The following is a 15,989-nucleotide window of genomic DNA, read 5'->3' as shown; positions in this document are numbered from 1 at the left end:
ATTCTTGCGTGTATTGTTTCTAAACACGTTAAAACAACGTCAAGTAGTCATTCATCGCAAAAACCTGTCCTCTTTTTTTACCTGTTACTTCTTTGATTAATCCCGCATCCAAAAAGTCTTTTATCAGAAGATTCACTGTCGATTTTGAAATATTTAAATGGGTTTCAATATTCTGGGCGGTTTGTATGGGGTTTCGATATAGCAAATTCAACAGCTGTACAGCTAATTCCGCACGTCTGCCTAGTTTCATAATTTTGCTTTGGGCTTCTTCTCTGAATCTCAAAATCCCTTTAAACACCATGCAACCTTTTTTAGAAGTTTCTTCAACCGCTTGCAAGAAAAACAATACCCAATGCGTTAGATCGTTACGCATACGCACAGCCATCAACGCATCGTAATAACTACTACGATAACGCTCGAAAAAGTCAGAGATATACAACGACGGTTTTTCTAGCACGCCATGACTCATCAAATACAACGGAATCATCAACCGCCCAATTCGCCCATTCCCATCTAAAAAAGGATGGATAGTTTCAAACTGATAATGACTAATGGCAATCCGAATCAAATGAGGCACCAGAATCATATCGTTATGCCAAAACTCTTCCAAATCACGCATCAACACAGGCAATCCTTCATGATGAGGTGGCACAAAGGCCGCATCATTCAAGTTCGATCCGCCAATCCAGTTTTGACTTGTGCGAAACTCACCTGGTTGTTTTTCACGTCCTCGCACACCTGACACCAATACCGCATGCGTCTCTCTTAACAAACGATTAGAAAGTGGCAACCGACTTAATCCTGCGATCGCACTATTCATCGCTTGAATATAGTTTTGCACTTCCTGCCAATCGTCTCGTTTTTCAGGCTGAATCAGGTCCTTGGACATCAAAGCTTCGTCCATCTGTGTTTGCGTGCCCTCAATCTTACTAGACGTTTGGGCTTCTTTAACGATGTGCATTTGAACAAATAAATCCACGTCTGGCACAATCAATGAAAACGCGTTCAGCTCTCCCAACGCTCTCGTTGCTCGCTCCAGTGCTAAATGAATCTTTGGTGAGTCCCATGTCCACTCTGTATTAATCAAAGATGGCTCAAAACTCTCGTATTGATAACGTTTTTCCCATGTTCCTGCTTTAAATTCTTCGATTTTCATGATCTATCCACCTGATAATTGAGCAAAAGCCATCTCAATAAACACAAGCTCTTTTACTCATATGATTTTTTCTGACGACTATCGTCAACAACATAGCCATGTCACCATGATCCGAGCAAAGCAGCATCCTTTGTTAGGCGAGATTATCTTCACTAACACAGCTATGTCACTGTGAACGTGTCACATTTCCTAATAATGACTGCGACGCTATTACCCGATGGTCCACATTCTACTCAATGCATCTAAATAAAAACCCTCTGCTTTTTCCATTTTAATCTCTTTTTTAATAAAAAACTCGAACTAAGCAATCCCGTTAGTTCGACTTTTTACGTTTTCTCGAACTAAGCAACATCGTTAGTTCGACTTTTTGCGTTTTCTCGAACTAAGAAACTTCGTTAGTTCGACTTTTTGCGTTTTCTCGAACTAAGAAACTTCGTTAGTTCGACTTTTTGCGTTTTCTCGAACTAAGAAACATCGTTAGTTCGACTTTTTGCGTTTTCTCGAACTAAGCAAACCCGTTAGTTCGACTTTTTACGTTTTTTGCTCAAAAAAATATCCCTGCCATCAATCTGACAGGGATAAAGCACATTGCCTCGAGGTTAATAAGGGTTAAAAGGACATGGTCACCCTTGCATAGTATGCACGACCTGGTTCGTTATAGGTATTTGCCCCATCGTTTGAACGATAGATCTTTTTGTTAAACAAATTAGACACACCCACACGGATTTTGAAATTTTTGTTAAAGGCATAACCCGTATTCACACCAACTAAGGTATAGGCACCGACAGCTGTTGTCGACAAACCATTATTGTTCTCCATATAATTTTCCACATATTGACGTGGTTTCTGACGACCATAGAAAGTCGCATTTAACTGAGCATCCCATTTATCGTTAATCTGCCAATCCAAAAAGGTATTGATCGTGTATTTAGGAATAATCGACAAAGGATTCCCTGTTGATTTATCCTTACTGTCAATCATATAAGTGAAGTTTGTCGCCCAATTCAAGGTATTTTTCACCAAAGGAAGGGTAATATTTCCCTCTACGCCTGATACCACGGCTTTTGGAATATTCTCCCATTGAATCAAATAGAACCTAGTTGAGGTTTCTAGAACTGTATTTCCCGCAGCGATTTTATTACGATAATCATTATGGAAGTACGCTAGTGAAGCTTTCCATGTACCTGGATCGTACTCAAACCCCAACTCTTTGTTCCAGCTGGTTTCAGGTTTTAAGTTTGCATTCCCCATTAAATAGCAAGCATTGTTTTGTAATCGAGTTGACTTAATATTTAAAGGACAACCATTGCCTCTGGTATAAAGCAAATACCCCTCTGAACTTTGATATAAATTAGGTGCTTTATACACCCGTGCGACCCCGCCTTTAATCGTCAAGGTCGGTGTCACATTATAAAAGGCATTCAAAGATGGACTTAAAGCTCCGCCTGAACGACTGTTATAGTCAAAACGCAAGCCCGGAACCAAGCTAAGCGGACGACTTACCGAAATATTATCTTCGACAAAAACAGAAAAACTATTTTGTGATTGCTTGCCACGGTTTACCCCCTCAAATCGCTTAAATGTAGCTGTTTGACCTCTATCAGTAAAGGTTTGACTCATCGAAGCGGGATCATCCAAGCTGTCATGCGAAAACTCCGCCCCTACCGTGACCACATGAGGTACCGCCCATTCAAATGGCACACTGACTTCTGCCGCAGTACGATACGTTTTTAAAATACTGTCAGAATATATAAAAGGAGCCGTAATACTACCTTCTGGCCCCCCAGTCAACGCTTCTTTTAAACGACTGTTTGTGGTGCGATCATATTGGGCTGTTAATCTCACCGATCCCCAATCCCAATCACCATGATGGGTGATGGCATAGCTTTGACGATACATACGATTAGTTTCTGCTTTGTACAAAGCTGGAATAAGTTCTTTATTCAAGCTATGCAAACTCGTATTCTGAATATCGCCTGCATAAATATTACCTTGACGACTGTAACTCACGTCCACATCCACATATTGATGTTCATTGATTTTCCAATTTAATCGTCCTGCAATATCTTTATTTCTCACGCCCTCACGACCCGCAGCACGAGCATCCGCTCCTCCAACAACGACTCCACTATTAATATCATAAGCATCCGCCTGAGTTTTATTGTAATTACCATACAAACGGAACGCCAAGGTATCCGAAATAATCGGCCCCGAGACGCTAAAGCCGACTCGATTTGTGCCACCCTCATCGCCATCTTCAGGAATATTCGTATAGTAGGTAAGCGAGCCTTTGAACACCTTAGATGTTTTCTTTGTCGTGATATTGACTACGCCACCCATCGAACCTGAACCATAACGGGCAGCCGCTGGACCTCTTAGCACTTCGACTGACTCAATATCCTCAACAGGCACCCAGTTCGTATCACCACGCGTATCCCTTTGACCACGCCAACTATAACGCACCGAATGACGCGAGGTCACTGGACGACCATCAATCAAAATCAACGTATTCTCAGGCCCCATCCCACGAATGTCGATCTGACGGGCATTACCACGCTGACCCGTTGCGGTATTTCCCGTTAAATTCACCCCCGGCATTTTACGCAACAAATCCGACACATCATTAACAACCGCCGATTTTTCTATCTCTTGGGCAGGTAACTCACTCACCCCCAAAGACTGCTTGAGCTTGCGTTCTGCGGTCACCACAATTTTTTCTAATTCAACGTCATTTTGTTCCTGTGCAAATGCCACAGAAGTCAGTGCTAAACACGTCACCACCGATAATTTTGTTTTGTACAACCTCATACCTACTCCTTGTACCACTTTATCCCTGTTTGTCATAGAGAACATTTACTACCGCAAAAACGCGATCCTGCATCCGTTTCATATCCGAAACTCGCCTTTTGCCTTTGTGTCCACTTCGTTAGCAGGTGGCCCCAACGCTTCACAAACCAACGAAACATTTATAAAGATACTATTAATGATAATTATTCTCAATATAAATCTGATTATTATTCAGCTGAATTTTAGGCAAAAATCTTTGGAAAGCCAAAATTTGCCTAGTCACACATCCTTTTTTAATTCAAATTCAAAGTGTATAAAAATAACCACAACATCGCGTTTTTTGTGAGTTTCATGCCACTTATTTGTCTTTCACACTGTTATGAACACTTGTTTCAACGACATTTTTCTAGATTGTGCATTTATGTTTAAGGCAAGAGCGTTCTTTTTTCGCCTTGTCACTAGCTGCCCTCACCCTCATCATCTTAGTAGGAACGATAAACGACTACTTCTAATCAACCCAAACCCATGGCGATTGTTGCTGTGGGTTTTTGCTTACTCCCCCAACAAATTAAATAAATTGGTATTGATATAAAAATTATCTTTACCTATTTTTTCTTTTTTCAGCACCCCGAGTTTGACCAGTTCTTCTAAATACTTACTTGCAGTATTGCGATGAATACGACAGTCTCTGGCAACAAAATCAATTTTTGTATAAGGATACTGATAAATATTATTGATAAGTTCATGACTGTAAATCTTAGGTAATTCACGGCGAATGAGGTGCTTATGTTTTTGCATAAATTCTTTGATTTGATTAATCAATACGGTTGTTTGTTTCGCTGTTTGAGCAATGCCTTGGAGTATGAACAAAATCCACTCTTCCCAATTTTGCGTATCTCTGACTTGTTGAATTAATCGATAATATTGTTCTTTATGCTGATTAATATAACGTGAAAGGTACAAAATAGGGGTTTCCAACAGATCTTGTTGGATAAGGTAAAGAATATTGATAATTCGACCTGTTCGACCATTACCATCATAAAATGGATGAATACTTTCAAACTGATGATGAATTAATGCCATTTTAACCAATGGATCATAATCAATTTGTTCTGAATTATTGATAAACTCAGTCAGTTTTGCCATACCATTTTCAATTTCAGACGGTAATTGTGGGGGCGTGTAAACCGTTTCCCCAGTGTGTTGATTAATCAAAGCAGTACCCGCTTGTTGGCGAAAACCCGCGTTATTTCCCTCTAATCGCTCTTGTACATCTTTAATTAATCTTAATGTGATTAATTTATGTTGCTTAACCTGTTCATAACCAATTGCCATCGCTAAACCATAACGATGCACCTCTTTCGCGGCAATCGAGGGAAACTCTAAATTATCGGCATTACTTTTATATAGATCATCTTGGGTGGTGATAATATTTTCTATGGCAGAACTTTCCTTTGCTTCTTGTATCGGCAATGTTGTCAGCAAAATATTTTGGTTTGGCATGCTATGCACCACCCCTTTCAGCTCCCCTAGTGCTTGATGAGCCACATTACACGCTTTTAAAATAGTTTTATTTTCAATATTGCCCAGATTAAATAAATCAGGTAACTGATAAGTTTTCTCCTGCCCCATGATCCACCTCATTCATCAACATTTCATATGCACAAATTTTACGATTTTTTGTGCATGAGATCTACCATATGCACAAATTTTGCGATTTCTTGTGCATGAGATCTACCACGTGCACAAATTTTGCGATTTTTTGTGCATGAGACCTACCACGTGCACAAATTTTGCGATTTTTTGTGCATGAGATCTACCACGTGCACAAATTTTGCGATTTTTTGTGCATGAGATCCACCACGTGCACAAAAAAACCTCCCTAGTATTGGGGCTAGGGAGGAATATGGGAGGAGATTAGTTACTTAGAAAAATTATTTCCAGTTGTAGCTCAATCCTACAGTACCTCTCACACCATGGCGTTTAGTACCTGATAAACTACGTTCATAGCGTACATCGCCATAGATAGCGGTATTGCGGTTAAACTTCATTGAACTACCCACACCGAGTTCACCCCATGTTGAGGCGTAAGTTTCACGTATCGCATCTTCACCAATATTCATTTTTCTTGGTTTCAAGAAATCATGCCAAATATTAGCCACTGCATACACGGTATTTTTCTCATTGGTATGGTAAACCGCTCTTGCACCCAAGCGACCTCTCAAGGCGTGTTGGACATTCGTAGCAATTTCACGTGTTTCATCACGGAAATCATTCATGTGCATATACTGATACACTAATTGAGCTTGTGGTTCAATTGTCCAACGAGTAGTATAAGCATTATCCAAAGCACGACGCTCATTAATCACGAATGGACGACCGTATTCAGCAGATAACGCATAACCCCAAGTGTCTTGACCTCTCGCCTCTTTAGCAATCGGTTTATATTTGTTGCGTGTATGCGAAACTTGAGCAACTAAGTCAATGTATGTCATATTCGCGTATAGACGAGTATGAGTAATACCTAAGCTGAAGTTCTTAGCCGTACCGCGACCAGTCTTAGGATCATCGCGTGTATAGTTCATGAAATCAGCTGATGCTTGGTTATAAGCAAAGTACACGCCTGTTTGATCACGTCTGCCATTTTCGTTATAACGAATACGGAAGTCATGGCCGATTTGGATACCATAGAAGTTTGTATCTAAACCGATAAACTGTGCACCATCTTGAGAAATATGACGACCATAGATACGTCCCCAGCTTTGTTTGTTTTCTGGATAGGTGTAAATATTATCGCCACGGCGTTCATGATACGTAGAAAGTGTCATAAAGCCTTGTTCTTGGTTGACGCGAATCATACCTAAGTAGTTAGTCGCGTTTGCACCCACTCGGTTAGTTACCCAAGCATAACTAGGTCCCCAGTAGTAGTTATTTGCACCGTTTCTTACCAACTTAACATCAGATGCACCTGTTGTCTCTAATGTACCTGTTAGTTTAAAGTCAGTCACTTGGAAGTCACTATTTCCTTGAACAGAGATAATCGGTAATTTGCTTGTTGCCAAGCTAACTTCTTCCGCATTACCGTCTAACACGACAGCCGTATTATCTTCTCCAAGTAACTCTACTGTTGATTCACCAGAAGCGGTACCCGTAATAACGACATTGTCAGAAGCTGCAAACTCTTTGTCATCATTGAGTACAAAGTTAAGTTTAATCGTACTGCCGCTATTACCTGTATAGTTACCATCGATAGTAAGGGTATCGCCTGTTTGTTTATTACCTGTTAGGTCAATCGTACCTGAGTTGACAACACTACCCTTGATCGTTGGAGAATTAATATCTTCACTCATCTTCAAGGTAGCATTATTTGCAATGTTGACTGTTTCAGCCTCTAAGTTACCTGCTAAGGTTGCAACAGATTCTGTCGTGCCATCACCCAAATCGATGTTTTCCCAATCCAATAGGTTTATTCCTGTATTGCCAGCACGAGAAGTAGCGGTCGTTCCTTGATTATCCGTGAAGATCTGACGCTCACCGTTTAAGATTAGCGTATCTACCCAGCCATCTGCAGTACCATAATCATCGCCACCATCTAAGACGGTTAAACCAGTAGTATCAACATTAGACGCAATCGAAACCGTATCACTACCTTCACCCATATAGATCTTGCCGATAATGTATCCATCTTCGAAAGTTGCTACATCATCGCCTTTATCCATATCTAGCACACCCTCAAACATAGAGTTTGAACCTGTCTGAGTATAACTATCCGCACCAGCTTGTGTTTTCACACCTAACGCCGAGCTAATCGTTCCGGTATTGGTAATGGCGATGTTTGTTTCATTGTCTTCGATAGCACCAGTAGCTGGATTAGCTATCTGGCTTAATGTAATCGCATAGCTATTATCATCAGATTGGATCGTACCACTGTTATCCACCGTGAATGTAGCCTTCGCGGTATTACCATCACTAGCAAATGTAATCGCACTGCGACGTAATGACGTTGCTTTATCTGATGAGCCAGTAAGTTCAATGGTTTTCGTGTTAGTAATCGAAGCAGCTGTCGTATCAGCTCCAAAACCAACATAAATACCAGCCGAATCCGTGGCATTATTAGCCTTAACGGTTAGATTCGCATCGTTGGTAATATTGCTAGACACTAAGTTAGAAGTGAATACGTTAGTACCACCTTCAGTAACATCAAAGCAGAAATTACCAAAACATTGTTGTTTTGTTGTTCCACCTACCGTTTTCGAAGTTGTGTTTTCAACGTACATACCATAAGCAGAAGAAGTGCCTGTTGCTTTAATATCTGCCGTATTTGTAATGACGCTATTTAAGCTACCATCTTGAATACCATAAGCATCTTTTGCAGTGGTTGCTGTAATAGTACCATTATTCTGGATATTACTATTTAGTGCGCTAGCTACATAAAGACCCTGTGCTTTACCTGCAGCATTGTCAGTAACAATACTAGTCCCTGCTGCCGTTTCAATCTTAACGGTACCTTTCGTAGTTGATGCAGTCGCATAAATACCTCTAGCACTACCAGTGCCATTATTAGTGGCTTTAATGACCGCATTATTTAAGTTTTTAAGCGTAACATCCGTTGCTGAACTGTTAGTCGACACAATGCCTGCAGCATAATTATTCGAGCTATCTGCAACGGAAGTAATATTAGCTGTATTCTCCACAGTTACTTCACCTGCAGTGCTGTAAATACCCGCAGCATAAGCGTTACTAGCACTAGACTCTACATTAATCTCACCTTTGTTATTCACCGTGGCGGTTCCTGTAGTAGCATTAGCAGTTGCTCTGATTCCTTCTGCATATACGGAAGCTGTTTTCTTAATAGTCAAAGCACTATCATTCGTTACTTCAGCCTTAGTTGCACCTTCTGCTTTCAAAGCACGTGAATTTACTTGACCAAAAGATATTGGATTCTCAACAGTAACCGTTGCACCAGTGTTCTCAATTTTCGCCACACTAGTTGAAGAACTTGCGTAGATACCTACACTTTCAAAGCCTTGCTTATTACCTTGAACAGCCGATTGGTCATGTGTAAGTGCAATATTACCTTTGTTGGTAACGCTTGCACCACCACTGCCATTACTAGCCGCACGAATACCTACTAATGCTTTATTGGTTAAATCAGAAGTACCTGTAATAACGGCAGAGTTCGTATTGATAAAGATACCTTTTGCAACACCTTTGTCAGCCGTTGCTGTTACAGTAATATCACCGCCTTTAGACTGAATATCAATGTTTTGACCACCTGAGGTCATCAAACCTGCTACTGAAGCACCTGTTAAGTTAATAGTGCTATCACTAGTATCGTTAATGATCTTAACTGTGCCATTTCCTTCTGAGGTCGCTAGCACACCCACCACTGAGGTACTATCAAGTGTTGACGTACCTGTTATGGCAGCGTTATTCTTAACAGTTAACTCTTTAGTGTTACTACTGTTAGTTAATTCACCATAAATACCGACTAATTTCGATTCAGTCGTGCTTAATGTAGGAGTTGTAGCAACAGTTGTATCATCTGAAAGAGCTTCGCCATTTAAGGTAATTGCACCATTGTTAGTAACATCTACGTTAGCATACTGAGCAGTGCCCATGATTGCCGCTGAAATATTAGACGCTACACCACTGATATTTTTACCTTTCTGAGTGGTAGTAATCGCGGCATTGTTTTCAACTTTTGCAATTGTTGTACTAGAATATGCCGTAGCCATTAAACCAATAGAAGATGCCCCTTCAGTGGTAATCGCACCCTTGTTCACTAGCGTTGCATTCGTACCAGATCCGCCATTAACTTTAATGCCGAGTGCGGTTTCATACTTACCGACACTTGCTCCATAAGTCGCTGCATCGACAATAGCTTTAGCCATCACTGCCACAGCATTTTCAACTTTAGCTTCATTGCCTGTTCCTGAAGCACTTACTTGGATACCTGTTGCCGAACCTACTGTATCACTACCGTAGCTTGTATTCGATGTTACAGGTTGAGCGGTAACCGTAATATTGCCTTTTGTTAAGTTAAGTGCGGTACTGCCATTGCCATTTTGTGCACTAATACCAGTGACTGTTCTCGCTGTTAAGTTTATATCTTTATCCGTATCAACACTTACATCACCTGCTGCTAAACTACTTGCAGAAGCATAGATACCTGTAATGGATTGACTTGTTAGATTAGAATTACCGACAATCGTTGCCTTATTGACAACCGTACTTTTACCTTGTCCTGAAGCATAAATACCATACAAGGTACCACCGCCAGTTGTATTGTCACTCGCGGCATTTGCCGTTAAGGTAATCTTACTGGCAGTATTAGTATTCTCAACTTTTACATCACCCTTACCACCTGCTTGTGCATAAATCGCTGCACTACTAGTGGTCGTATTAGATGGAGTGCGAGTAATCGTAATATCAGCTGAGTTAGTAACTTTAGTAGCTTCGCCTGCAGCAGTGGTACTGCCATAAGCTTTAATCCCTGTTGCTACATTACCTGTTACCGTTAAAGCAGCCCCATTAGTCACGCTTGTGGTATTACTACCAGAATAAGTTTCTATGGCGGTTGCAGTAGGACCTTCTGCCTCGATTACCGCTTGGTTCGTAATGTTAGCCACACCACTTGTTGAGCGGGCATAAATCCCTACTGCAGGGCCTACGCGTAAGAATTCCGACTTACTCGCTGCATCAGCTTCTGTATTGGCTTGAGAGGTGACTTTAATCTTAGTACCTGTTGACGTAATCTCTGCTTTACCTTTATTTGCATAGGACATCAAGCCCACTGCAGAGGCACCTTTAAGGTCAATTTCTCCACCTGTATTTTTAATAACCCCATCTGTGGCTACACTGTTACTATTTACATAAACACCAGTAATCTGGGTAGCAAATAGTTTAGACTCACCTTTAATATCGCCCGTGTTTTCAACTGTTGGTGTATCTGTACTAGAATAATTTTTGACATAGATACCCATCAGTTTTCTGACATAATCACTGTAGATATTATTGAGATTTTGGCTATTACCTGCATTATTAAATACTGAAGATACATCCGATACCAAGTTACCTGCTAAGCTTATGGCACCGTTGTTCTTAATCTCAGTAGCTCCTCGGTTTGTTACCTTAATCGCTGCGGAATAGATATCATCACCCGTTGGATAAGTGGCGCTAGCTTCCATTTTCCCTGTCTGGGTAGCGGTAATCTTAGCGGTATTGGTCAGGGTAGCATCACCGTCGCCTGCGTACAATCGAATCCCCGTCATATTTAATCCAGCTAAATTTGAATTAGCGGTAATAACGGCACTATTCTCCACTTTTGCTGATTTTCCTTTAGCAATGATTCCTTGCATCTCAGCTGAAGAACGGCTTGTTGCTGATTTAGCATTGTCAGTCGCCGTATTTGCATTAATATCAAGTTTTGAGGCGGTATTTTTTACCTCAACAGTTGAAGTAGTGGTGTTTGCACTGGCATAAATACCTGCCGCAAAGGAAGTCGAAGAGCTAGGATTTTTCGTAATGCTAATATCGCCAGAGTTCTCAATCTTAACAGTTGTTGGATCCTTAAAATAAGTATTGTTATAAGACTCACCAAAAATACCTACTGTCGATGTTTGACCAGATACTTTGACATTTCCTGTATTCTTAATAGTGAGATTGCCAGATAATGGAGCCGTATTATTACGAGATGTAATGGAAGCAGCTGCTGCACCATAGATACCAAATGCACCGCCGTTAAGATTGGTAGAAGTATCATTCGCTGTGGCCGTCACATCGGCTTTGTTATCAATGCTTACATCGTTTGTGAAAGAGAAGCCTTGAATCCCTACCGCATTATCAATCTTCGTTTTAGTGGTATCTACCCCAGCATACGAATTTGAAGTAGCCTTAATCGTTCCTGTTGCTTCATTGGTAATAGTAATCTTACCAAACGATCTACCAAGAATACCGCCTGCTCCCACACCAGAAACATCAATAGCACCACTATTTTTAACCTCATAATTGGAAAGTGATTTACGTCTATAACTTTCATTCGGGGCAAATTCAAGTGCAATACCCACCGAACGAACGCCGTAAAGCGTTGATGTGGCGTTAATTGAAGCACTATTCGTTACAGTAGCATTTTGACCATTTGCCATAATACCCACTAATTTGGGGTTATCGGGATACAGCCCAGATTCTGTATTATTATTTGTACTTCCTGATATCTCCTTACTATCATAATAAGAGGACTGTCCATTCGACTCTTCGCCTTTAAGCGTAATAGTACCTGTATTGACAGCGGTCGCATTACCTTCTCTAGAAAATGCATACATACCGACTGAATTACTATACAAATATAAATCTTCCTGGATTCCTTTGGCGTTTTGCGTAACCGTTATATTACCTTCATTTGTGGTAGTCGCATTACCTGCAGCATTTACAGAAGCATACATCCCCACTGCTTGAGGACCTGTTACCTTAATCGCACTACCAGTCCCTTTATTAGTAAGGGTGACATCATTATCTGTACCAGAAATATATCCATAAACACCCACCGCCTTACTGAATTTATTTCTGTCTGTGGTTGCTATGGTCGTCGCAGTCCCTATTTCAGAGGATACGTCTATCGTACCTTCATTCGTCACACCAACCGTCAAATTACCGTCTGCTTTAGAATAACCATTGTATTGACTATTTATATACACACCATAAGCTTCGGCAAGGGTTTGGCCTGCTAACACCCCTTTACTTGTAATCTTACCTTTATTCTCGATTGTTGTCGCACCGTTATTGGTCGTTGTGTTAATGCCATAAGATTTTTGACCAGTAACGGTTATCTCACCCGCATTGGTCATTTCTAATGCACTTTGAGCTGTTGTGCTTCTTACACCAGAAGACTGCTTTAAACCCTCAACTGTAATCTTACCGCCTGCCTCATTATTAACAATCGGCTGACCATTAGTAACCGTCGTCGTATTAAATAAAAGCCCATCTACGTCAACTTTGGCATCTGTTGATTTTACGGAGATCGTACCTGAGTTAGTCACGCTAGGGTTATAGTTACCCGCATAAATGCCTTGCATTATGCCACTACTAGAAACTGGGGTAGTCGCATTCGTCGCAGAAATTGTACCTTTATTAATGATGCTTGTAGAATAATCATTAGGATCAGTAGGATTATCAGGATAAACTGCCGTATGGATAACTCTTACTTTAGATGCTTTACTACTATCCCCAACATCTAGCGAAATGGTGGCATCTGCCTCGTTCGTCAAAGAAAGCTTGGTAGCTGTAGGTGCTTGCGAACCTATTTTACCGAACTTGATAAGTTCACCTGTTTTATTCGCTTCATTCCAAGCTATCGTTCCTTTGTTGATAATTGTGGCATTATTAACATTATTCGTTCCGCTATAATTCTTATTATCTAAATCAATGACTACACCAAGACCACTTCCTGATCCAGAATAATCAAGGGTCGTTTCTAAACCAGCTCTTTTATCTTCAGCACCTGTTATCTTCAATGAAGCCCCTGAATCAACAGTAAATATCGTATTGTCATCGGTGATTTTTTGGCGTTGACCAGCTGTATCACCTGTACAAGTTATCGTGGCTGTACCCCCCCGTACACTCTGCAAAGGCTGTACCACTTGCCAAAGCTAGTAAAGACGTGGCTATTGCAGCTTTAACAACAGACGAACGTGAGGATTTAGAATGAGATTTAGCTAACTCAGAGGTTACCACCCACTGTTGACGGGCATGACTCCAGACTGTTTTATAATGGCGATTCATAACGATTCCCTCTATAAGAAACTCTTGTAAGTACCAATAATTATTTTCATTACCTTTCACTTTTTCAGAGAAAAGTTCTAACTACCCTATATTTTATAGTAGTCCTTTGCCTAGAACAAAGACCAACAATTTAACTCTTGTCAGCCAAACACCCCATCTTACTTATTTTTCATATAGTTAACCCTTGTTTTTAGGCCTACCCCCTCCCCGATGAAAATGAAATATTTATGAAATACAAGCGTTGCTTTTTTTGCAACCTAACAATTCAAAATCTTCTGATTTAATAATAGATTATCTTTAAGACTTCTTGCATTGCATAGGTTTTGATCTATCTGCGATGCTTAAACGATGCTTTTCAGATCATTGCTCCCTCAATCGTCTCATTCGCTACAATCATCCCGCCACGACTTCACTCTGGTGCAGGGCTGCCTCTCTCTCCAATCGTCTCATTCGCTGCAATCATCCCGCCACGACTTCACTCTGGTGCGGGGGCTGTCTCTCCCTCCAATCGTCTCATTCGCTGCAACAATCTATCTGGGGAATGTTAAAATGCTCGTTTCACATCCTCGTCACCCCATTTAATCAGTGAGCCAATATGCCCAATCGTACGAACGAAACCATTCAACACAAGTTTGCTTTTCTTTTTGACTTTTGCCATCGTTTACTGAATCGTGGTGAAAAAATATCCAGTATTTGGCTGATAGTAGGCGTTTTTCTGTGGTTTTTTCTGTATGCGTGGAGTCGTCCTTTTTTAATCCCTGATGAGGGGCGATATGTGGGGGTCGCTTGGGAAATGATACGTTCAGGCAATTACCTGATTCCCACCTTAAATGATCAGCCTTTTTTTCATAAACCGCCTTTGATGTATTGGCTAACCGCTTTGTTCCTCAATATTTTTGGACATCATGAATATGCGGCACGTTTAACCCCGATTTTAGGGGCTTTGATTGGGATATTTAGTTTCTATTTTTTAATCAAAAAACACCAACACCCACGAACTGCCTTGCTATACCTCATCATTGCCAGCACCTTACCCTTGTTATTTATGGGAGCCGAATATGCGAATTTAGACATGCTGGTAGCTGGCTTGATTAGTGCGTGTATCGTTTGTTTCGTGCATTGTGCCTTACTGATCAACGCACAACACCCCCATCAAAGCTGGTTAATAGTCGCTTATGGCCTAGCGGGATTGGCTTTTTTGGCCAAAGGTTTAATCGGCATCGTATTGCCTGCGGGTGCGATCGGTCTTTGGCTAGTTTTAACCGCACAATGGCGACTGATGTTGCCTTTGCTCGCTGCTCCTTGGGCTTGGCTGACATTATTGATCATCATCTTGCCATGGTTAATCGCGGTACAAATCCAATACCCCTGCTTTCTTCATTACTTCTTTATCGTGCAACATTTTGAACGTTATACCGATGAAAGCTTCAACAACCCCAATCCAGCTTGGTTTTACCTAATTTATCTGGTGCCTTGTGTATTGCCTTATTTGTATTGGCTGCTCAAAAGCCTCATTCAACACCCTTTCAAACCTTCTGCTCAGATTCGTTTAATGGCATGGGTGGCGGTGTTATGGATGACTCTTTTTTTCTCCATCCCCAACTCCAAATTAATCGGCTATATTTTTCCCGTTACATTTTTTCTAGCTTATTTGATTGCTGACGCGTATTATGCCTGCAAAATCACTGCTATCAAACGTTTGTCTTATTTTGCAGGGGTAACTTTTTTTGCCACCGCCTTAATCATGACGGTTATTTGGCTTACTTTCCGTTCCCCTAAAAACTATCAACCCGCCGCCCTAACCTTGTCTTCATCTATTCAAGCCAATGATGAGGTATATATGCTCGGTTATTATTACTATTCCTTTCCTTTTTATGCGGGATTAAAAAAACCAGTTTACATCATCGATCACTGGAACAAAGAACAGGTTTTGAATACGGATAACTGGCAACGTGAGCTAATGGAGGGGACGGTTTTATTTAAACCACAAGATGAATATTTGTACAAAGACCTCTCACACTTGGATTTATGCCAAATTTCTACCCCCTCTTGGATCGTGAGTAGCCCCAATCGCTTGACATTATTAGACATCCGAGCGTTCAGCACCATCATTCATCAAGACAGAAATTTAATCCTTGCCAAAATCGATCCTGACAAAATCAATGCCGTGTACGGATGCAAATCATCTAAGCCGTGATGATTATTCGTTAGAGATGTGGGTGTTGGGATGCGGCTTGAGGTTACGACGGCGTGGTGACATTGCCGT

The 15,989-nt window shown here is 40.9% G+C and carries 6 protein-coding genes; 1 reads left to right on the top strand and 5 read right to left on the bottom strand.

Going from position 1 to position 15,989, the window contains the following annotated elements; all coding sequences use genetic code 11:
* Positions 1–28: 28 nt before the first annotated feature.
* The 5 genes from IX83_RS00525 to IX83_RS09145 all read right to left on the bottom strand — a co-directional run bounded on the left by IX83_RS00525 (position 29) and on the right by IX83_RS09145 (position 13,723).
* Positions 29–1,156, bottom strand: coding sequence for a Fic family protein (locus IX83_RS00525; RefSeq protein WP_038497925.1), 1,128 nt, complete (start codon positions 1,154–1,156; stop codon positions 29–31).
* A gap of 609 nt (positions 1,157–1,765) precedes the next feature.
* Positions 1,766–3,964: a FepA family TonB-dependent siderophore receptor gene (locus IX83_RS00520; RefSeq protein ID WP_038497922.1), complete on the bottom strand. Its 2,199-nt coding sequence runs from the start codon at positions 3,962–3,964 to the stop codon at positions 1,766–1,768.
* A gap of 531 nt (positions 3,965–4,495) precedes the next feature.
* Complete coding sequence (locus IX83_RS00515; RefSeq protein ID WP_038497921.1) at positions 4,496–5,575, bottom strand: Fic family protein; 1,080 nt, start codon at positions 5,573–5,575, stop codon at positions 4,496–4,498.
* Positions 5,576–5,877: 302 nt separating this feature from the next.
* Positions 5,878–13,569, bottom strand: a complete 7,692-nt coding sequence (locus tag IX83_RS00510; RefSeq protein ID WP_143244804.1) for an autotransporter domain-containing protein — start codon at positions 13,567–13,569, stop codon at positions 5,878–5,880.
* Positions 13,523–13,723, bottom strand: coding sequence for an ESPR domain-containing protein (locus IX83_RS09145; protein WP_077315876.1), 201 nt, complete (start codon positions 13,721–13,723; stop codon positions 13,523–13,525). Before IX83_RS09145 ends, IX83_RS00510 begins: the two co-directional genes overlap by 47 nt.
* 595 nt (positions 13,724–14,318) lie before the next feature.
* Between IX83_RS09145 and IX83_RS00505 the strand changes: the two genes are divergently transcribed.
* The gene (locus IX83_RS00505) at positions 14,319–15,920 is read left to right on the top strand and encodes an ArnT family glycosyltransferase (protein WP_051918970.1); all 1,602 of its coding nucleotides are present in this window, start codon (positions 14,319–14,321) and stop codon (positions 15,918–15,920) included.
* Positions 15,921–15,989: the final 69 nt, after the last annotated feature.

This window comes from Basilea psittacipulmonis DSM 24701, from assembly GCF_000743945.1.
GTDB classification, from domain to species: Bacteria; Pseudomonadota; Gammaproteobacteria; order Burkholderiales; family Burkholderiaceae_B; genus Basilea; species Basilea psittacipulmonis.
This window is presented reverse-complemented; position numbering and strand designations above follow the sequence as displayed.